The organism is Hymenobacter glacialis (assembly GCF_001816165.1).
GTDB lineage: Bacteria > Bacteroidota > Bacteroidia > Cytophagales > Hymenobacteraceae > Hymenobacter > Hymenobacter glacialis.
Genome location: NZ_MDZC01000078.1, coordinates 1 through 19,860 on the forward strand (window position 1 = coordinate 1; position 19,860 = coordinate 19,860).

Consider the following 19,860-nt stretch of genomic DNA (forward strand, 5'->3'; position numbering starts at 1 on the left):
TTGACCCGTCGAACTAATCAGGTAATCTGTGTACAAATCCAGTGTGCAACTCATCACCAAACGTAAATCACTCCCCTAAATATCCGCGTAACATCAGTATTTAAATACAGTAGGACCGTCCGGAGGTTCCGTCTATCAAGAGCGTGCTTTAGGTACCTCTGCCCTATTGCGCCGGGTTATTAGGCAGCGTTAGCGCTCCCACTGCTTACAGCGAACTGAAATCGTAGGGATAGCCGATGGCTTGCAGGTCTTCTTCCAGTTGCGGCCAGTCCTCCAAATCATCTACAATGCCCAGCACAATGGCTCTGGTTAGGGTTTCACCCTGGTATATTTTGGCCACGGCGGCCACGTCCATCGGCGAGCGGTCGGTTTCCTCGCCGTAGTACTCATCGGCCCAATCGGCGTAGGTGTCGGAGTTGCCATCAAGCATGAAAAGCAGTTCCTCGGAGCCATCGTCCTCGATTTCTACGATGCCGGTTTGCCAGCCATAGGCGGGCGTGTACCACAGGCAAAAGGTGGTTCCGATAGAATTGACCGGTTCGCCGAAGATAAAATCGTCGAAACACTCGGGCAGGCCGCGCGTCACTTGGGCTTTGTCGGGCTGCTCGTAGCCGTCGAGGTAGCCGTTTACCACGCAGCCTTCTGGGCGGAACAGGATGAGCATCTGGTCGCCTTCGCCATCGCTCATTTCCAGCACCTCTTCGCGTTCTCCCCACACCGCGTTGTAGGTATAGTAGCGGTATTCAAGGTCGGGCGAATTGATGGCATCGAGCACGGCCAGCGCTTTGCTGATGGCTTTTAGGGAGGCTGCGTCGGGTAGCGCACTGTAGTCCTGGGTCGAAATCATGGGCAGGGAAGATAAAAGCGAGCTTGATGTTAATACGTTTTGCTCGCGTCTACCGGCACGATTATTACAAAGTCGGCCACATTTAGCTGGTCCTTATCCAGTTGCTGCAGCTGCTCCTGCGTGACTACGCTCAGGGTGCGCACGCTCAGCTTGGGGGCGTATTGGCGCAGGTAGGCCCCGATGCCGTCGTGGTTGTCGGAGTGGAAGCTGCCGTTGAAGTGCAGCAAGGTTTGGCCGTCCTGCCGGCTGGTGCGGATGAAATGGGCCATGGTGGCGTCCTTCAGGGCCTGGGCCTGAATGATGTTTTGGGCGCCGGCGCCGTGGGCCTTGCTGTCGCCACCGAACATGGCGGCCATCTTTTTGTAGCCAGGCAACTCGTAATCCACTTGCAGCGGCAGCGGGGGCAGCAGGGCACGGTCGGCGGCAGGAAGTTTATCCAAGGCTTTGAGGCTGCCGCGGGCCACGGCCTGCGCAAACGGACGCGGGACATTGGTACCGATGACCGGGATTTTGTTTTCGCGCGCAAACAGCACCAGCGGGTGGTAGTCGGTGTGGTAGTTGGACCACGGGCGGGCCTGGCGCGCAAAGGCGGTATCGGCCAGCGTGCCGGCAGCGTACCGGGCCACCAGCGGCTGCACGTCGCGCTCAAACATTTCCATGCCCAGCACCAGCTGGCCGGGCTTTTTCAGCTTTTGCAGGTCCTTGGCTACCTGCAGCTCCAGCCAATGCGTGAGGGCGTCGTTGTGCTGCTCGCCAAAGAGCACCACATCGGCCTGTGCCAGCTCGGTCAGCATCTGGTCGTAGTCGGCGGGCTGCCCGGCGGCGGTGAAGAGACGGTACGCGGGCCGGTCGCCCACAAAGGCAAAGCTGGACAGCAGCAGAACCAAGCTGGCAAAGTGTATGAAGCGCATAGGCGGAGCAAAAAGCCGGAAAATGTAAACAAACACAAAGAACGTCATGCTGAGGATAGTCGGAGCATGACGTTCTATTGCACTTTCAGTTATTTGATTACTCCTTGTAGAACATCCACTTGCCCAACTCTTTGTACGTCACCTTCTTGCCATACATGAGCACACCCACGCGGTAGATGCGGGCCGCTACCCACACCGTGCCAATGAAGCCGATGATAAGCAGCGTGATAGACAAAGCCAGCTGCCACATGGGCACCCCGAACGGAAGACGAATGACCATGGCGATGGGCGAGGTAAAGGGTATCATCGACATCCAGAAAGCCACCGGACCGTCGGGGTTGCGCAGGATGACGGACAGGCCCACCACGTAGCTCAGAATGAGCGGCAAGGTGATGGGAAACATGAACTGCTGGGTATCGGTCTGGTCGTCTACGGCCGCGCCCACGGCACCAAACAGGGCGCCATACAGCAGGTAGCCGCCCAGGAAATAAGCGATGAAACCAAACAGAATGGTGCCGAGCGGCAGGTTGCTCAGGGTGCCCAGCGCCTTGGCGGCCGGGTTCATGTCGGCGGCCTGCTGGCTCATGCTTTGGTCGAGTTTGCCTTCGGCCGTCTGGGGTTCGCCATCGGCAGCGGCTGTGGCGGCACCCGGCGCGGCCATGGTGGCGGCCATTTCGGTTTTGGGCTTGTCTTTGCCCGTTATTAAAGGTATAATAACCGACGAGGCACCCGCCGACAGCAGGCCCCACAGCAAAAACTGCGTGAGTCCCACGGCGGCAATGCCCACGATTTTGCCCATCATCAAATCAAACGGCTTCACCGACGACAGCATCACTTCCATGATGCGGCTCGACTTCTCCTCCCCCACCCCGCGCATAATCTGCACGCCGTAGATGAAGATGAAGAAGTAGATGAGGATGGCCAGCACGTAGGAAATGGCCGAGGTGGCCATGGCGTTGCTGTTGGCCTCCTTGCCGGTTTCGTCCAGGCTGATGGTTTGCAACTCTACTTTCGAGCGTAACCGGTCGAGCTGTTCCTGCGAAAGACCGGATTTCTGCATTTTCAAATCCGAGAAAGCTTTGTTGAGGGCGCCCTGCACGGCCACCTGCTTTTTCAGGCTGATGTTGCCTTTGCCATAAAACTGCACGCCCACGGGGTTGTCCACGTCGAGGCCGGCGGGCAAGTAAAGCAGGCCGTCGTGCTTGGCCTTCTGGAAGCTCTTTTTGGCTTCGGCCAGCGTGCCCGTGGCGGGCATGAATAGCAGCTGGGTCGAGTTGGCCAGGCGGCTGGTGAGGTTGAGGCCGCTCTCGTCGCGCACCTCCACCACGTCGGTGGTGTCGTTGTCGGAACTGGCCACTTTCACGATGATAAAACCAAAAGCGGCCAGCAGCACGGGCACGGCCAGGGTGAGCACAATGAAGGCCTTTTTGCGAACCCGGGTCACGTATTCGCGTTGGGCAACAAGTAAAAATTTGGAAGCCATGAGGGGTTATTTTTTTGTCATCCTGAGCACAGCGAAGACCTTATCACGCCTGCAGCTGCTGGAAGTGGTACTGCTGACGTCAGGAGCCGTGATAAGATGCTTCCTGCGTCAGCATGACAAACGATGTTAGGCGGTTGCTTCCACCAGCGACTCCGGCATGGTTTCGCGCACGCGCCGAATGAAGATTTCGTTGATGCTCGGAATCTGCTCGCGGAAAGATTCCACCTCCACGCTGGCAATGAGGTAGCGCAGCAGGTCGTTGGGCCGCACGCCGGCGTGCAGCTGCACGCGGGCGTAGAAGTGGCCGTTTTCGCGCTCGGTCTGCTCCACCACTTCAAAGTCGGGATGCACCACCATGAGCTTGCCCCGGCCTTCCACGGCGTAGGTGTTGGTCTTGAACTGGTCCCGAATCAGGCCGATGGGGCCGTCGAGCACCTTGCGCGAGCGGTTAATGAGGGCAATGTTGTCACACAGCTCCTCCACCGACTCCATGCGGTGCGTGGAGAAGATGATGGTAGCGCCCTGCTTGCGCAGCTCCAGAATCTCGTCCTTAATCAGGTTGGCATTAATCGGGTCAAAACCCGAAAACGGCTCGTCCAGGATAATCAGCTTGGGGTCGTGCAGCACCGTGGCAATGAACTGCACCTTCTGCTGCATGCCCTTGCTCAGGTCCTCCACATTCTTATTCACCCAGTCTTTGAGCTCAAACCGCGCTATCCATTGCTTGATGCGCTGGGTAGCGTCGGCCTTGGCAAGGCCGCGCAGCTGGGCCAGGTACAGCAGCTGTTCGCCCACCTTCATCTTCTTGTAGAGGCCGCGCTCCTCGGGCAAGTACCCTATTTGAGCCGCGTGCTCGGGCCGGAGCCGCTCGCCACGAAAGCGGATTTCCCCCTCATCGGCGCCCGTAATCTGGGTAATGATGCGGATGAGCGAAGTTTTGCCGGCCCCATTGGGGCCCAGCAACCCGAAAATACTGCCTTCCGGAATGGTCAGGCTCACGCCGCTCAAGGCCACGTGGGCCGCGTACGCCTTGTGGACGTCGATGGCTTCAAGAATGGGTTTCACAGAAAAAAGAAGTTAGTTGGGGTGTAAATGTAGAGATATCCAGCTACTCGGGAATACCTGAATGTTTAACTGGCGGCGTCCAATTCGGCCAGGTTGGATTCAAAGCGGTCGAGGTGCTGGCCGTAGAGGCGCTGCATAAACCACCGCGTGAGGTACACCGCCAGCACCTGCAGTAGCACAGCTGCTACCACCGTCACCCCCGCCATACGCAGCAGCACCGGCCATTGCAGCGGAGCCGGCCGCATCAGTTCCAGCCCCAGGAAATACCCGAAATTCATCAGCATCAGCAGCGGCCCTATTACCAGCGTGAAGCGGTAATAAAACCGTAGGAGCGTGCGCATCCCGGCCACCAACCGTTGCAGGTGGCCCCGCACGTCGCCTTCCACAAGGCGCATCTGGTCCAATACCGCAAACATGCGGTAGTAGTAATACAGCATGCTGCTGCCCAGAACCAGCGTAATCACGGCATATGCCTTGTGCAACGCAGCTGTTGTCAGCACCCACATCACGGGCCCGGCCATAGTAAAAAGCACCGCGAAGGCCGTTTCCCAACGGGCGTTGCGGTACATCTTGTCAACCAAGCCAGGCCGACTTGCCAACAAGGCATCCAATTGGGTGCGGTTGATGGGCGCCGTCTCAGCAGGTGCATTCAGCCAGCTTTGACGCAAATCTTCGAGCTGCATAACAGAAAATATTAGCGGTTTACGAGCGGTAATAGCTGCCGCAGCTTTTCCTGCACGCGGTGCATTTTCACGCGCACATTGTTTTGGGTAATGCCTAGGATGTCAGCCATTTCATCATAGGGCCGGTCTTCGAGGTAAAGCAGCACAAAGGCTTTGTCAACTTCCGACAGTTGGTCGATGGCCCGGTAGAGCGCTGCCCGGTCTTCGGCATCGGGTCCCGTCTCCGGAGCCAGCGCCACAGCCAGCGCTTCGGCGTCCAGCTCGCCCGGCGCGGGGCGGCGGGTGCGCTGCCGCAGGTTGCTGATGGCCACGTTCAGAGCAATGCGGTAGAGCCAAGTGCTGAGCCTAGCCCCTGGTTGCGGCACGTAGCGCGGCCACGCCCGCCACAGTTGCAGCACCATTTCCTGGAACAGGTCCTGCCGGTCGTCGGCGTCTTGGCAATACAGCCGGGCCACGCGGCGCAGCAGCGGCTGGTACTCGTTCAGTGCAGCAACAAAATCAGCAGATGGCGTGGCGGCAGACATGCTCAGAAGTGGTTTCGGGAAGTTAATCGCAGTCCGCCATGCGGCATTACAGCGGCAAGCGAGTTTTTTTGAGCACGACCAGCTTTTACCGCTTGGCTGGCCATTCAAATAAAAAAGCCCCGTTTGGCCAGTGGCCAAACGGGGCTTCTTAAAGCTATTCAATCAAAAAATTACGCGAAATACTCCTTCACTTTTTCGAAGAAGCCTTTTTCATTTTTACCGGGGTGCGGCGTAAAGTTGTCCGAGTCGCGCAGCTGCTCCAGCAGCTCGCGCTCCTGGTTGCTCACGTGCTTGGGCGTCCACACATTCAGGTGAATGAGCTGGTCGCCGCGGCCGTAGCCGTTCAGGTCCTTAATGCCCTTGCCGCGCAGGCGCAGGATTTTGCCGGGCTGGGTGCCGGGGTCTACCTTTATTTTCACCTTGCCCTCAATGGTGGGCACCTCCAGGCTGGCGCCCAGCGCTGCATCCACAAAGGAGATGTATTGCTCAAACATGATGTTGTTGCCGTCGCGCTTCAGGAATTCGTGCGGCTCCTCTTCAATCTGGATGAGTAGGTCGCCGGGCACGCCGCCGCGCTCGGGAAAGTTGCCCTTGCCGTTCATGCTCAGCTGCATGTCGTTGGCCACACCGGCGGGGATGTTGATGGGAATCACCTCCTCGTGCAGCTGGCGGCCTTCGCCCTTGCACACGTCGCAGGTGCTCACAATGGTTTTGCCCTCGCCGTTGCAGGTGGGGCAGGTGCTGCTGCTCACCATCTGGCCCAGCATGGTGTTCACTACGCGCTTGGTCTGGCCCTGGCCCTGGCAGGTGGCGCAGGTTTTGAGGTCGGTGCCGTTTTTGGCGCCGGTGCCGCTGCACGGCGAGCAGGCCACGTAGCGCTTCACCTTAATTTTCTTCTCTACGCCGTTGGCGATTTCCTCCAAGTCGAGCTTGAGCTTGATGCGCAGGTTCGAGCCCTTCTTCTGGCGCCGGCCGCCGCCTGGCGTCCGCCCCCAAAGAACCCATCGAAGCCCCCGCCGCCGCCGAAAATGTCGCCGAACTGCGAGAAGATGTCCTCCATATTCTGGGGGCCGCCCCCGCCGCCGTTGCCCATGCCCTGGTGGCCATACCGGTCGTAGCGCGCACGCTTGTCGGCATTGCTCAGCACCTCATACGCCTCAGCCGCTTCCTTAAACTTGTCCTCGGCCGTGGGGTCGTCGGGGTTTTTGTCGGGGTGAAACTTGATGGCCATCTTGCGGTAAGCCGACTTGATTTCGTCGCCCCCTGCATTCTTGGCAATGCCTAATATCTCGTAATAATCGCGCTTCGTAGCCATCTGCGTTTGTCATGTTGAGCGCAGCGAAACATCTTGTTTCGGTAGCGCTGCCTCTTTTAGTTGCTTATAAATTCTCTAGCTAAAACGCTGCCCTGATAAGATGCTTCGTTCCTCAGCATGACAGTTACCTATTGCCCCAGCACCACCTTGGCGTGCCGGATTACCTTGTCGCCCAAGTAGTAGCCCTGCTCTACCACGTCCACTATCTTCCCTTTCAGGTCGTCGCTGGGCGCGGGAATCTGGGTGATGGCCTCGTGCAGCTCGGCATCAAAGTCGCCGCCCTTGGCTTCCATGGCAGTCAAACCCTTTTGCTGCAGCGTTTTGTTCAGCTTGTTCTGAATAATATCGATGGCGTCGCGCACGGCCCCGGCATCGTCGGTGGTGGCAGTGGCGTTGCGAGCGCGCTCGAAGTCGTCGAGCACGGGCAGCAGCACCGTCATCAACTCTTGATTGGCGGTTTTAAACAACTCAATACGCTCCTTGCTGGTGCGGCGCTTGTAGTTTTCAAACTCCGCAGCCAGGCGCAGGTACTTGTCTTTGATTTCGGACAGTTCGGCATCGGTGCGGGTTGCTTCGGGCTGGGGGGCGCCAGCGGCGGTCATGTCTGGGTCGTTGCTCTCGCCATCGGTCATTTCGCCAGCTACGTGGGTGGGGTCGGCGGTCAGGTTGTCGTCCTCTGGAATGTTGTTCTCGTTAGCCATTTGCGGAAATATTCGTCGGAAGGGGTTTTTCACGGGGTTAGCCGGTTAGTCACGTTGCGGGCGCAAGGAGTGGGCCAAAGGGGCCACGGCTGCCATAGTGGCACGGGAATCAGTATTACTTTTAGCAAACCTCTAATACATCAACCACCGCTGATGACCACATTTCAAGAATTACTCCATTGGGCATTGTCTTTATTTAGACAAACCTGATGGGCAAGAAAAGTGGCAGCCTCGAACCAGAATCGTCGTTTCGGGAAAGGATGGTTTGGCCATCTGTTTCAACCAAATGTTGCAGCGTCTATTCAGCTTGACCCAGAACGGGAGGAACGTTCAAGACCTGTTCCTGAAGATATGCGAACCCGTTGTGAGGCGGATTTTATGATTTACATTACAGTAGGTCAATTGCCCGACGATGCAGACATTAACGAGTATTCATCTACCGGACTCAATGTTGGCCCACAGAGTTAATCGTGCAACGCCTTCCAAATCATGTCCTTCAGCGGCGTGATATTCTTATTTGTAAGGCTGGAAATGAAAATGGCGGGCACATCGGCCGGGAGCGTGGCGCGAATTTCAGCCTCCAGCTCCTCGTCAATCATATCGGACTTGGTAATAGCCAGCAGGCGCTTCTTTTCCAGCAGCTCCGGATTGAACTGCTCCAGCTCGCCGATTAGCACCTTGTATTCGGCGTCGATGTCGGGGCTGTCGCAGCTTATCATGAAGAGCAGCATGGAGTTGCGCTCGATGTGGCGCAGGAAGCGGGTGCCCAGGCCCTTGCCCTCGGCCGCGCCCTCAATGATGCCGGGGATGTCGGCCATCACGAAGGATTTGTAGTCACGATAAGCCACCACGCCCAGGTTGGGTACCAGGGTGGTAAAGGCATAGTCAGCAATCTTAGGCTTGGCCGCCGACACCACGGAGAGCAGCGTGCTCTTGCCCGCGTTCGGAAAGCCCACCAGGCCCACATCGGCCAACAGCTTCAGCTCCAGAATGATAATGGCCTCAATGGCCGGCTCGCCGGGCTGCGCGTAAGTAGGCGCTTGGTTGATGGAGTTCTTGAAGTGGTCGTTGCCCCAGCCGCCGCGCCCGCCGGGCACGAGAACCTGCCGCTGGCCGTGCTCCGTGATTTCCAGAATGTGCGTGCCATCGGGGTCGCGGGCTACGGTGCCAAGAGGTACTTGCAACACAATGTCCTCCCCTTGCGCACCGCTGCGCAGGTTTTCGCCCCCGCCTTCGCCGTCTTTGGCAAATACGTGGCGCTGGTACTGCAGGTGTAGCAGCGTCCAGTGCTGCGAGTTGCCTTCGAGGATGATGTGGCCGCCCCGGCCGCCGTCGCCGCCATCGGGGCCGCCGTTGGGCAGGCCCTTGGCCCGGAAAAAGTGGTGCGAGCCGGCACCGCCTTTGCCCGAGCGGCAGATGAGCTTAACGTAGTCGATGAAGTTATTGGAAGCCACGATGTTTAATTATGAGTTTTGAATTATGAATTATGAGTTGGATTCAGGGGGTAACGAAATGAGTTATGAGTTTCGGGCCATGCGCCCGAAACTCATAACTCATCACTTTCAACTCATAACTGGCGTAGCCTGCTACGCCTTTACTTCTTTCGTTGCCGCCGCCGGGGTTTCGGGAGCGGCAGCTTTGTTCTGGTCAATCAGGCCACAGATTTGGCCGAAGATGTCCTCGATGGCGCCGATGCCGTTGAGGGCGTGGAATTTATTCTGGGTGGCGTAATAACCGGCTACCTGGGCAGTTTCGGTGTTGTACACCGTCACGCGGCGGCGAATTTTGGTTTCGTCCTGGTCGTCGGGGCGGTTGCTGGTTTTGCCACGCTCCAGTAGGCGGGTCACCAGTTCTTCCTCCTGTACCTCCAGCGCTATCATGCAGGCAATTTGAGTGTTGTGCTCGGCCATGAGGCGGTCGAGGCTTTCGGCCTGGGCCACGGTGCGGGGGAAACCGTCGAAGATGAAGCCTCCCGCCTGGGAGTTATCTTTCAAAGCGCTGCCAATCATGCCGATAACGACGGCATCGGGCACCAGCAGGCCTTCGTCCATGAGCTTCTTGGCGGTGAGACCGAGTTCGGTGCCTTGCGTTATCTGGGCGCGCAGCAAGTCGCCGGTGCTCAGGTGCACGAGGTTGTACTGGGCAATGAGTTTTTGACTCTGGGTTCCTTTGCCGGCGCCGGGTGGGCCGAACAGCACGATATTCAACATGAATGAGAAGCGTTGCGCGAGGGGAAAGAGTAAGGTGGGTTGGGCAAGATAATCAATTGGGGCCAAAGCAAGTGCTACACGGCCACGTACACATCGGGCAGGTTGCGGCCCAGGCCATCGTAGTCAAGGCCGTAGCCCACCACGAAGTCGTTGGGGATTTCCAGGGCCACGTAGCGCAAGCTAAGCTCGTGCCGCAGGCTCTCGGGTTTGAAGAACAAGGTGGCGATTTCGACCGATGCCGGCCCATTGGCCTGCAGCGTGGGCAGCAAGTGGTGCATGGTAGTGCCCGTGTCCACAATGTCTTCGACAATGATGAGGTGACGGCCTTGTACGTCTTCGCGCAAGCCCAGGATTTCCTGTACCGTGCCCGTGCTGCCCGTGCCTTCATACGAAGCCACGCGAATAAAGACGATTTCGCACGGCCCGGAAACGTATTTCAGCAAGTCGGAGGCAAACATAAACGCCCCGGTGAGCACCACCACGAACAATGGCTCGCGTCCGGCATAGTCGGCGCTGAGGCGGGCAGCCAGGCCGCGCACGGCCTCATCCAGTTGGGCAGCCGATAAATACGGCTTGAATGCTTTGTTGTGGATGCTGATGTGGGAGGAACCCATGCGGCGCGGGAAGAATGAGCCACAAAGCTACTGTCTGAACCACGGACTGGCGGCGCCCAACTTCGTTTCATTCGGATTTGTCGGATTTTGTGAGCGTTACAATATCCATTGGTCTGGCGCGCTACTGAGGCGCGCGCCAGACCAGCAGTTGCCCTAAAGCAGCTTTGCAATCGCAGCTTCAGTACTCAAAACCGTAGCAGTGGAGAACAAAAAGGCCGCTCTATTGAAGCGGCCTTTTTTGTTCTCTATACAGTCAACGAAATCGAAGTGGTTTCGCAGCAGAGGCAGCTATTTTACCTCACGCAGAACGGTGTAGATGACCTTAGCGGCCGCTGGAGCAAACGCCTCAACGTAGCGCACGTGCGGACGAGTGGCAATTTCAGTCCGCTCCTTTTCGAGTTTTACGGGGGCCATGCCGCGCTCACCGCCTTTTTCAGCAATGTGAGGTGCGATGACCAGCGACACGATGCTCATCAGCTTGATGAGGATGTTCATGCTTGGGCCGGAGGTGTCCTTGAACGGGTCACCCACGGTGTCGCCCGTCACCGAAGCTTTGTGGGCGTCGGAGCCTTTGTACTCCATCTTGCCGTTCACCAGCACGCCTTTTTCGAAAGACTTCTTGGCGTTGTCCCAGGCGCCACCGGCGTTGCTCTGGAACATGGCCATGAGCACCCCACTTACCGTGACGCCGGCCAGCAGGCCGCCCAGCACCTCGGGCGAGGATGCGTTGGAAAACATTCCCCGGCAGCCGAAACCTACTATAATAGGGGTTAGCAAGGCAATGGCACCCGGCAGAATCATCTCCCGAATAGCGGCCTGCGTGCTAATGGCCACGCACTTCTCGTACTCCGGCCGCCCGTGCCTTCCATGATGCCCGGAATCTCGCGGAACTGGCGACGTACTTCCTGCACCATGGCCATGGCGGCCCGGCCCACCGCCGCAATGGCCAGCGAGGAGAAGATAAACGGAATCATGGCGCCAATGAAGACGCCGGCCAGAATCGGGGCCTTGCTGATGTCGATGGATGTGATGTTGGCCGTGCCCATAAAGGCGGCGAACAGCGCCAGCGACGTGAGCGCTGCCGAAGCAATGGCGAAACCTTTGCCCGTGGCGGCGGTGGTGTTGCCCACAGCATCCAGAATGTCGGTCCGCTCGCGCACTTCCTTGGGTAGCTCGCACATTTCGGCAATGCCCCCGGCATTGTCGGCAATGGGGCCGAAGGCGTCAATGGCCAGCTGCATGGCCGTGGTGGCCATCATGCCGGCGGCAGCAATAGCCACGCCGTAGAGGCCGGCGGCCTCGTAGCTCAGGATAATGCCGGCAGCCAGCACCAGGATGGGTAGTACCGTGCTTTCCATGCCCATCGCCAGGCCACCAATAACCGTGGTGGCGTGGCCCGTGCTACTCTGCTGCACAATGGTGTTCACCGGGCGCTTGCCCATGGCGGTGTAGTATTCGGTGATGATGCTCATCAACGTGCCCACTACCAGGCCCACAATCACCGCATAGAAAATGCCCATGGCATCAAATGAGAAGCCGCGAATGGTGAAATTCCCCGAAGGCATAATCCACATAATGAGGAAGTAGGAAGCCACAGCCGAAATCACCACTGAGATGTAGTTACCCGTATTCAGCGCCGCCTGCACGTTGCCACCCTCCTTCACCCGCACGCACAGGATGCCGATGAGGGAGGCCACGATGCCCATGCCCGCAATGGCCATCGGCAGGAAAATCGGCGAGAGGCCGCCGAACTGGTCGTTGGTCACGGTTACTTCGCGGCCGAGCACCATGGTAGCCAGAATGGTGGCCACGTAGGATCCGAAAAGGTCGGCGCCCATGCCGGCCACGTCGCCCACGTTGTCGCCCACGTTGTCGGCAATGGTGGCGGGGTTGCGGGGGTCGTCCTCCGGAATGCCGGCTTCTACTTTACCCACCAAGTCAGCACCCACGTCGGCCGCTTTGGTATAAATGCCGCCGCCCACGCGGGCAAACAAGGCAATGCTCTCGGCTCCGAGCGAAAAGCCCGTGAGAACTTCCAGGGCTTTCACCATTTCCTCGCCATTGGCGAGGCCACTCGGCACAAACATCTTGTAGAAGATAATGAACAGGGAGCCCAGGCCCAGCACGGCAAGACCAGCCACGCCCATGCCCATCACCGACCCGCCCGAAAACGATACGTTCAACGCAGTGCTGAGGCTGGTTTTGGCCGCCTGCGCCGTGCGTACGTTGGCTTTGGTAGCAATTTTCATCCCGATGAAGCCCGCCAGCGCCGAAAACACGGCACCAATCAGAAAGGCAATGACAATGACGGGGCTGGAATTGCTGCTGGTAGTACCCAGGTAAAACAGGAAGGCGCCCGCAATCAGCCCAAACAGGGCCAGCACTTTGTATTCCGCTTTGAGAAAGGCAATAGCCCCATCGGCGATGTAGCCGGAGATGGTTCTCATGCGTTCATCGCCAGCATCCTGTTTGGCCACCCAACCGGCCCGTAGCCAGGTATATAACAGCGCAAATACGCCCAGCAAGGGCACTGCGTAAAGGTATGGAGTCATGAAAAGATGAAAAGGGTGAAGTGAAATAAAGTGTAATGGAGACGCAAGAGTACCAAATATATACGGCAGTGTTACAATTCTTGCATCAAAACCTGGTAAAGCGCTAGCATGCTGGCAATGTCGCGCTTATCAACCAGTTCATCCGGTGAATGCACATGGTCTTCAGGCGCCCCAATGAAGCACCAGTCCCAAGGCGCGGCGGCGTGCTGCAATTCCTTGGCATCGGAACCGCCACTTCCTTCCACTTCCAGTTGGTGCGGGATGCCCGATTGGGTAGCAATTGCCCGGATGCGGTCCACGTAAGCGCGGCGGGGAATAAGGGAGTCGCGCAGCGAAATAGCGACGCCCTGGCCGGCGTGTACGCCTTCGGTCACCCAGGTAATGTCCGAGATGAGGGCTTGGCGCACGCCGTAAGTTTCATTAATAAATTTCGCCAGATAGGCCACCGAACCGCCGCCGTGCTCCTCCCAACAGGAAAAAGCCACCACGCCGTGTTCCAGGGTTTCGCACAGCCGCAGCGCGTTCCAGACCCCGAGCCGGTTGTCGAGGTAGCAGCTCTGCACCGTGGTATCGGTTTCGCGAAAATCGCAATAGAATGTTAGCTCGGTCCCCCGGTCAATATCCCGGTGGAACGCATAGCCCAATTCGCCGGTTTCTTCGTCAATAGTTAGTGTACAATCTATCTGTCCTTGCGAATCCATCCCTACCAGGCGGTAGCCGGCTTCGGCCTGGGGCCCGCCAATACGTACCAGTTGCCGGCCATAGCGCACCGTGAACCCGATGCTGTCGAGGTGAGCGAAAACGGCCGTGCGGGGCTGCCCAAACACCAGCAGCACGCAGTCCTGAAACCGGTCATCGGCGATGACGACGGGCTGGTGGCGCCAGGCAGCCTGCGTGCGCTGCACATAGTCAAGAATAAACCGCGTCAGGGCAACTTCGTTGCCGGCGGGCGCAGGAATGCGGCAAAGGGAGCGCAACAATTGCATAAGTCAAGGGGAATACGCCCAAAGCTAGGCCAAAGTCCGTACTTTAGCAGGCCCGTTTACCCTACCCGCTTTCTGGATGGGAAGCGTACAGGTTCCGCTATCGATTATCTACCTATGTTGCGTTCGCTGTTTTGTATTTGTTTGGGGCTGCTCATGATGCCGCTGTTAGGCAGAGCCCAGACCCGTGATACAATGCGCGTACCCCCGCCCATGAAAACGGTGGAACTCGATACGGTGGGCGTGATGCCCTCGGCCATCGACACCAAAGGCTGGCTGCTGCTCGACAAGGACATTCAACTCGAGCTGGATGGCGCTGTAAACAACATTTACAATTTCAAGTACGAGCGGGCCGAAAAGCAGTTCCGTTCCTTGCGGCGGCGCTACCCCAACCACCCCATGCCCTACTTCCTGCTGGGATTGAGCACGTGGTGGAAAATTGTACCGACCAATTTCCAGTCCTCGCAGTACGACAAGAACTTTCTGGCCTATATGGATACGTCCATCACCAAGGCTCAGAAACTCTTCGACGTCGACAACAACAACTACGAAGCCAGCTTCTTTTTATCGGCTGCCCACGGGTTCACGGCGCGCATGCACGGCGAGCGCCACGACTGGCGCAAGGCAACCGTCAGTTCCCGGCGCTCCCTCAATTTTCTCAAAAAGAGCCAGGAAGCAAACGATTTGAGCCCGGAATTCCAGTTTGGGCAGGCTCTGTTCAACTACTACGCCGTTTGGATTGGCGAGAACTACCCGTTGCTGAAGCCGGTGCTCCTGTTCTTTCCCAAAGGCAATAAGAAGGTCGGACTGCAGCAGTTGCGCAGCGTGGCCAATAATGGTTTCTATACCGCAACAGAAGCGCGCGTGTACCTCATGCGCATTCTGAAAAACGAAGAGAACAATGCAGAGGAGGCCCTACCAGTAGTTCGGCAGTTGGCCACATCCTTCCCTGACAACGGCTACTTCCAGCGCTTCTACGCCCTGCTTGCCTACGACCAGGGGGACTTTGCAGATTGCGAACGGGTAAGCCGCGAAATCCTTGATAAAATCAACAAGGGGATGCCAGGCTACGAAGGCATCAGCGGGCGGTACGCCAGCTACTTCCTGGGTTACCTGATGCAAAACCGATATCGCGACCTAGCCAAAGCCAAAGACTACTACCAGCGGTGCATCGTTTTTTCGGAAAGCACCGGCGATACCTCCGGCGGTTTCTACCTATTTGCCAACATGAATTTGGCCCGCCTAGCTGTTCGGGATAAAGATTCAAACGCCGCCAAGCGCTACTATGCTGTTATTGTAGATAAGGCCGACCGAAAGTCGGAACAGTATAGGGAAGCCAGGGCTTGGCTTAAAAAAAACAAGCTAGGGTAAGACAAAAATGGAATTAAAAGACCTCTATATTACTCCTTTTTATTTAGCTATAATCTATATAGTGGCCTATCAATTACGGCCCGCCGTAACGAACGTCTACACCAAGAAATACTTTATTCCCGCGCTTACAGTCAAAGTAGTCGGGGCTATTGCCTTAGGCGTCCTTTACCATACGCTATACGGTGGCGATACCAACAACTATTACCGCCAAGCTGGTATCGTTTACCATGCCTTTGGTGACTCATTTGCTGCTGGATGGGAGTTGGTGACTACCTCCGGGGATGTGACCCCGGCCATTAGCAAGTATACCAACCAATTGACATGGTTTGGCCGCGGCAACAACGAGTACTTCGTTATCCGTGTGGCGGCGGTGTTTGCGCTGCTTTCTTTCAACACGTATACCGTCATCGCCCTAATGTTCGCGGCCATCACCTTCAGCGGCATGTGGGTTATGTACATGACCTTCGCTAAAATCCGACCACAGGTCTACAAAGAATTAGCAACTGCTGTATTTTTTCTGCCTTCCGTCTTTTTTTGGGGGTCTGGGCTGCTCAAGGATTCCTTGTGCCTGGGAGCGTTGGGCTGGCTGTTATATTCCTTCTATAGGGGGGCCATCGAACGCAGGAATATGCTACGCTGCTTATTGACGGGCGCTAGTGCGGTTGGGATAATTTTCGCCATGAAAATTTACATCCTGTTGGCTTTTATGCCGCCTGCTTTGCTTTGGGTATTTAATGAAAACTCCAGCAAGATTCGTAATACTGCGGTTCGGTGGCTTTCCAAACCCCTTTTTCTTGGCGTAGGAATATTCGTAGCATTGTATGCGTTCACCCAACTGGCTGCTGCGGATGAGCGTTTCAACGTGGATAACATAGGCGCGCAAAGCAAACTAACCTCTGACTATCTACAGCAGGTAAGTGCAAAAGAGCAAGGCTCGGGTTACAATATTGGGGTGCAGGATGGCACCATTGGAAGTATGGTGAAGCTTGCGCCCCAGGCCGTAGTGGTTTCGCTGTTTCGTCCATTCCTTTGGGAAGCCCGCAACCCTACAATGGCCCTTTCAGCCCTGGAAGCCCTGTATTTTCTTGTCCTAACCATACGCATTTTATGGCGTGTAGGGCTGATAAAGACCTTTAGCGCCATTAGCCAGGTACCAGTGCTCACACTCTGTTTTGTATTCAGCCTGATTTTTGCAATTTCGGTAGGTATTTCCAGCGGTAACTTTGGCACCTTAGTTCGTTACAAAATCCCCCTCATGCCCTTCTATTTGAGTGGTTTGTACATCCTGCAAAGCATTGCAATGCCCATGACAAAGGTCCGAACGAAGCATCTAATTACAAGTTCATCCACACAGATGGCTCGGACTTAACTAAATAAGGCTAGGAAGTTAGGCGTATTGGCCCGCACCGAATAGCGCTGCTCGATGGTAGCTCGCGCCGCAGTGCCCAGACGTTGCCGCAATCTAGAATCTTGCAGAAGCTGGCGCAAACTGACTTCCCACTCGGTGGGCGTTGCGCATACAAAACCGTTCTGCCCGTGCTGCACTACCTCCCTATTCATACCCACTGGCGACACCAGCGCTGGGATGCCCAATGCCATGTACTGCAGGGCTTTGAAAGCGCATTTACCTTTGGCCCATGGGTCATCCTCAAGCGGCATTAACCCTACGTGGAAGCTAAGCAGGTCGGCAATTTCGGAATCCTTGCTCCATGGCAGGAATATTAGCGAATGAAGCGACAAGGCAGGCGGTTGATTAGAAATTACCCGAAACTCAAAGTCCAAGCCCTCCGCCTCCAGTTTTGCTAGCACCGGCACCACTTGGTCCAAGTATTTCATCGTGGAGTGTGTACCCGTCCAGCCGATGACCAGTCGGCCAAGAGCTGCTTGGTCGCGCACCTTGTTATGCAGGTTGACCGTATCGATGGTGGTTGGGTTGACTACAGCATTTGGGTTGAACTGTCGAGCGTAATTGGCCAGATAGGCATTACCGCAACTTGTTTTGTAGGCCCATTTGCAAATGTCAGCCACTTTCTGTTGCCACTTCACTCCTACCACCACCTTGTTGGCTTCTGAGGTGTTGGCCAGCCAAATGGCATCGTCAAAGTCGTAGATGATTTTCTTGCCTAGCACTTTGGCAATTACCCACTCGAACACAGGGGGCCCAACCGGGGATGCTTCGCGATGCACAAAAACGAAATCGTAAGCAGGCACTGAAAACAGCAACAACAACCGACGCGCAAACCCCGCCAGAATTCCTCCGGCTTTTTTGACAGCATGGCCGGGCTGGTAGAGGATGTTCCAAGTAGCCACTGATATAAACGGGGCAAGCTGGTAGGTATGGCCGTGGGCCTTAAGCGCATCGAGGTACTGCTCGAAGCGGAAACGCTGCGATGGCGCGCGACCCAGAGGGTACGGAACAAGAAATAAAATACGCACGAATAACAGGGTTAATAGAGATGGTAAAAGTCTAGGACGGCATCGGTAATGCGGCGCTGGTCGGGTTCAGTCAATTCGTAGAACAATGGCAGGCGCACGAGGCAATCGGCGTAGTGGGTAGCTCAAGGCAGGGACCGGCCATCGTGACGGGCCACGTAGTAAGCGCTGCTGTGCAAAGGCTGGTAATGAAATACTGCCCAAATGCCGCGTTCTTTGAGGTATAAAATTAGAGCCGTGCGCTCGTCCAAGTTGCGGCACACGAGGTAGAACAAATGACCGTTGTTGGTGGCGTAATCAGGCAGCGCGGGTAGGGCGATGCCCAAGCTTAGCAACGGCGCCAACGCCACATAGTAGCGCTGCCAAATGGCCCGGCGCTGGCCCTGAATATCGGCCAAGTGCTCAATTTGTGCCCACAAGTACCCAGCAATGATTTCTGAAGGCAAAAACGACGACCCAACGTCCACCCAACCGTACTTATCCACTTCTCCCCGGTAGAAGGCCGAGCGGGTGGTTCCCTTTTCCCGGATGACTTCGGCCCGAGCTCCCAAGCGGGTTTCGTTGATGGCCAGCATGCCGCCTTCACCCGAGATTATGTTCTTGGTTTCGTGAAACAAGAAAGCTCCAAGCGTGCCCAATGGCTGTCCCCGGTAGTAGCTGTCGATGGCGTGGGCCGCGTCTTCCACCACGGCCAGGCCGTGCTTGCCAGCAACGGTCAGGATAATAGTCATCTCGCAGGCGATGCCCGCATAGTGCACTGGCACTATGGCGCGAGTGCGGGGCGTTACCAGCTTTTCGAGGGTGCGGGCGTCGAGGTTGGGGTTGAGGGCCGTGCTATCAGCAAATACGACGTGCGCCCCGTGCAGCACAAACGCATTGGCAGCACTCACGAACGTAAAAAACGGCATAATGACTTCATCACCGGGCTTGATGGCAAGCAGCAGAGCCGCCATTTCCAGCGCATCGGTGCAGGAGGTGGTGAGCAACACTTTCTGATAACCCCGCTCCTGCTCGAAAAACCGGTGCACCCGCTCCGTAAACATTCCATCGCCGCTGATTTTACCGGAACGCACCGCTTGCTCGATGTAGCGGGTTTCGTCGCCCGAGAAATACGGCTTGTTGAAGGGAATCGGCATGTGCATGGCAGGACAAAGCTACGCGCCCGCCGGTGGGCCGTCTGTACTTGTCACAGCCACAAGTGGTAATACCGTTCGGTGTGCAGCAGCCCGAACCCACAATGCTCGTAAAATCGTTGGGCCGATAGGTTAGCTCCCTGCGTCACCACGCGCAGTTCGGTGCATCCTCGATTCCTCGCTTCCTGCCGAGCCGTATACACTAGACATTGCCCCAGGTACTGGCGGCGAACCGTGGGGGCCACTACCAACAACGCAATGCTGGCCGTTTCATGGTCGCGTGCTTCAAATGCCAGCATACCTCCTGTTTTCTTATCTTCTGTGGTGCCCACCCACACCAAGCCATCCGCCAGCACATGGTGCAGCCAGCGGGAGTAGAGCGTCTGAAATGCCGGATTGCTAATGTGAGTATCGCGCCGAAAACGAGAATATTCCCCGCTCTGCCACGCGATTTCTTCAAGCGCACGGGTGATTTCCGTGGCTATTGCTAAGATGTGTAGTCCCAAGGAGGGGTGGTGTATTTTCCAGGCTGGAATTTCGCACGCATCTATGGTACAAGTACTCCACGGCAGCGCCCGCACAACGGCGGCAGTACGGCGCGCTATCCAACACAGCCAGGAAAGCCCACAAGGCTTAGCCACGCGCTACAGCATCAACCCGAAGACGGTGGCCAAGTGGCGCAAGCGCCCCACCGTGCTGGATGCACGCATGGGGCCTGCGCCAGTTTCGACGGTGCTCAGCGCCGAGCAAGAAGCCATCGCCGTGGCTTTTCGTCGGCACACGCTCCTGGCCCTTGATGACTGCCTGTACGCGCTGCAGGCCACCATTCCGCACTTGTCCCGCTCCGCGCTGCACCGCTGTTTTCAACGCCACGGCATCAGTCGCCTGCCGCTGAACGAGGACGGGCAGGGCCCGCCGAAGAAGAAGTTCAAGGACTAGAGGCTGTTATGCACTATTCGTATGCCTGGCGAGCATAATGCAGGCGAAAACGACAAAATGCAGCTGCTGCAAGGTCTGGCTGAGCCGCTCGTGGTC

16 protein-coding genes and 3 pseudogenes are annotated in these 19,860 nt (G+C 56.9%); 3 read left to right on the top strand and 16 right to left on the bottom strand.

Translation table 11 applies throughout. The features are described 5' to 3' along the window. Positions 1-205: 205 nt before the first annotated feature. From BEN48_RS12115 to BEN48_RS12175, 13 genes and pseudogenes are all read right to left on the bottom strand, one after another. Positions 206-847: a hypothetical protein gene (locus BEN48_RS12115; RefSeq protein WP_070735207.1), complete on the bottom strand. Its 642-nt coding sequence runs from the start codon at positions 845-847 to the stop codon at positions 206-208. Positions 848-876: 29 nt separating this feature from the next. Then, positions 877-1,758 carry a ChaN family lipoprotein gene (locus BEN48_RS12120; protein WP_070735221.1) on the bottom strand — a complete coding sequence of 294 codons (882 nt, stop codon included), beginning with the start codon at positions 1,756-1,758 and terminating at the stop codon, positions 877-879. 97 nt (positions 1,759-1,855) lie between these two features. After that, complete coding sequence (locus BEN48_RS12125) at positions 1,856-3,241, bottom strand: ABC transporter permease (RefSeq protein ID WP_070735208.1); 1,386 nt, start codon at positions 3,239-3,241, stop codon at positions 1,856-1,858. 126 nt (positions 3,242-3,367) lie between these two features. After that, on the bottom strand, positions 3,368-4,306 hold the full coding sequence (locus BEN48_RS12130) for an ABC transporter ATP-binding protein (protein ID WP_070735209.1): 939 nt from the start codon (positions 4,304-4,306) through the stop codon (positions 3,368-3,370). Between the two features lie 65 nt (positions 4,307-4,371). Then, the gene (locus BEN48_RS12135; RefSeq protein WP_070735210.1) at positions 4,372-4,989 is read right to left on the bottom strand and encodes a hypothetical protein; all 618 of its coding nucleotides are present in this window, start codon (positions 4,987-4,989) and stop codon (positions 4,372-4,374) included. Between the two features lie 11 nt (positions 4,990-5,000). Continuing rightward, complete coding sequence (locus BEN48_RS12140) at positions 5,001-5,513, bottom strand: RNA polymerase sigma factor (RefSeq protein ID WP_070735211.1); 513 nt, start codon at positions 5,511-5,513, stop codon at positions 5,001-5,003. A gap of 170 nt (positions 5,514-5,683) precedes the next feature. Continuing rightward, positions 5,684-6,828, bottom strand: a pseudogene (gene dnaJ / locus BEN48_RS12145) (molecular chaperone DnaJ). 128 nt (positions 6,829-6,956) lie between these two features. Further along, complete coding sequence (locus BEN48_RS12150) at positions 6,957-7,529, bottom strand: nucleotide exchange factor GrpE (protein ID WP_070735212.1); 573 nt, start codon at positions 7,527-7,529, stop codon at positions 6,957-6,959. Positions 7,530-7,993: 464 nt separating this feature from the next. Then, complete coding sequence (obgE, locus tag BEN48_RS12155) at positions 7,994-8,983, bottom strand: GTPase ObgE (protein WP_070735213.1); 990 nt, start codon at positions 8,981-8,983, stop codon at positions 7,994-7,996. Between the two features lie 132 nt (positions 8,984-9,115). Next, positions 9,116-9,739 (bottom strand): adenylate kinase, encoded by a 624-nt coding sequence (locus BEN48_RS12160; RefSeq protein WP_070735214.1) that lies wholly within the window; start codon positions 9,737-9,739, stop codon positions 9,116-9,118. Positions 9,740-9,813: 74 nt separating this feature from the next. Beyond that, the gene (gene hpt / locus BEN48_RS12165; protein WP_070735215.1) at positions 9,814-10,353 is read right to left on the bottom strand and encodes a hypoxanthine phosphoribosyltransferase; all 540 of its coding nucleotides are present in this window, start codon (positions 10,351-10,353) and stop codon (positions 9,814-9,816) included. 288 nt (positions 10,354-10,641) lie between these two features. Next, a pseudogene (locus tag BEN48_RS12170) lies at positions 10,642-12,905 on the bottom strand (sodium-translocating pyrophosphatase). Positions 12,906-12,976: 71 nt separating this feature from the next. Beyond that, entirely contained in the window at positions 12,977-13,891 is a 915-nt protein-coding gene (locus BEN48_RS12175; protein ID WP_070735216.1) for a M20/M25/M40 family metallo-hydrolase, read from the bottom strand. Positions 13,892-14,101: 210 nt separating this feature from the next. Between BEN48_RS12175 and BEN48_RS12180 the strand changes: the two genes are divergently transcribed. After that, on the top strand, positions 14,102-15,259 hold the full coding sequence (locus BEN48_RS12180; protein WP_241502261.1) for a tetratricopeptide repeat protein: 1,158 nt from the start codon (positions 14,102-14,104) through the stop codon (positions 15,257-15,259). 7 nt (positions 15,260-15,266) lie between these two features. Next, positions 15,267-16,628: a hypothetical protein gene (locus BEN48_RS12185; RefSeq protein ID WP_070735218.1), complete on the top strand. Its 1,362-nt coding sequence runs from the start codon at positions 15,267-15,269 to the stop codon at positions 16,626-16,628. Here BEN48_RS12185 and BEN48_RS12190 read toward each other — a convergent pair. The 3 genes from BEN48_RS12190 to BEN48_RS12200 all read right to left on the bottom strand — a co-directional run bounded on the left by BEN48_RS12190 (position 16,625) and on the right by BEN48_RS12200 (position 19,331). Continuing rightward, positions 16,625-17,695 carry a glycosyltransferase family 4 protein gene (locus BEN48_RS12190; RefSeq protein ID WP_070735219.1) on the bottom strand — a complete coding sequence of 357 codons (1,071 nt, stop codon included), beginning with the start codon at positions 17,693-17,695 and terminating at the stop codon, positions 16,625-16,627. The two genes, BEN48_RS12185 and BEN48_RS12190, sit on opposite strands and share 4 nt — an antisense overlap. Positions 17,696-17,817: 122 nt before the next feature. Further along, positions 17,818-18,828: a dTDP-4-amino-4,6-dideoxygalactose transaminase gene (gene rffA, locus BEN48_RS12195; RefSeq protein WP_193408676.1), complete on the bottom strand. Its 1,011-nt coding sequence runs from the start codon at positions 18,826-18,828 to the stop codon at positions 17,818-17,820. Positions 18,829-18,878: 50 nt separating this feature from the next. Further along, positions 18,879-19,331, bottom strand: coding sequence for a GNAT family N-acetyltransferase (locus tag BEN48_RS12200; protein ID WP_070735220.1), 453 nt, complete (start codon positions 19,329-19,331; stop codon positions 18,879-18,881). Between the two features lie 43 nt (positions 19,332-19,374). On the opposite strand from BEN48_RS12200, the pseudogene BEN48_RS12205 reads away from it, so the two are divergent. Next, a pseudogene (locus tag BEN48_RS12205) lies at positions 19,375-19,758 on the top strand (IS481 family transposase); the annotation flags it as partial. Positions 19,759-19,860: the final 102 nt, after the last annotated feature.

Bases quoted from the DNA above. Each gene is read 5' to 3' on its own strand.
- BEN48_RS12150 (WP_070735212.1), bottom strand. From the start codon at position 7,529: ATGGCTAACGAGAACAACATTCCAGAGGACGACAACCTGACCGCCGAC.
- BEN48_RS12175 (WP_070735216.1), bottom strand. From the start codon at position 13,891: ATGCAATTGTTGCGCTCCCTTTGCCGCATTCCTGCGCCCGCCGGCAAC.
- BEN48_RS12120 (WP_070735221.1), bottom strand. From the start codon at position 1,758: ATGCGCTTCATACACTTTGCCAGCTTGGTTCTGCTGCTGTCCAGCTTT.
- BEN48_RS12180 (WP_241502261.1), top strand. From the start codon at position 14,102: ATGAAAACGGTGGAACTCGATACGGTGGGCGTGATGCCCTCGGCCATC.
- hpt (WP_070735215.1), bottom strand. From the start codon at position 10,353: ATGGGTTCCTCCCACATCAGCATCCACAACAAAGCATTCAAGCCGTAT.
- BEN48_RS12115 (WP_070735207.1), bottom strand. From the start codon at position 847: ATGATTTCGACCCAGGACTACAGTGCGCTACCCGACGCAGCCTCCCTA.
- BEN48_RS12185 (WP_070735218.1), top strand. From the start codon at position 15,267: ATGGAATTAAAAGACCTCTATATTACTCCTTTTTATTTAGCTATAATC.
- BEN48_RS12160 (WP_070735214.1), bottom strand. From the start codon at position 9,739: ATGTTGAATATCGTGCTGTTCGGCCCACCCGGCGCCGGCAAAGGAACC.
- BEN48_RS12135 (WP_070735210.1), bottom strand. From the start codon at position 4,989: ATGCAGCTCGAAGATTTGCGTCAAAGCTGGCTGAATGCACCTGCTGAG.
- rffA (WP_193408676.1), bottom strand. From the start codon at position 18,828: ATGCCGATTCCCTTCAACAAGCCGTATTTCTCGGGCGACGAAACCCGC.
- BEN48_RS12140 (WP_070735211.1), bottom strand. From the start codon at position 5,513: ATGTCTGCCGCCACGCCATCTGCTGATTTTGTTGCTGCACTGAACGAG.
- BEN48_RS12125 (WP_070735208.1), bottom strand. From the start codon at position 3,241: ATGGCTTCCAAATTTTTACTTGTTGCCCAACGCGAATACGTGACCCGG.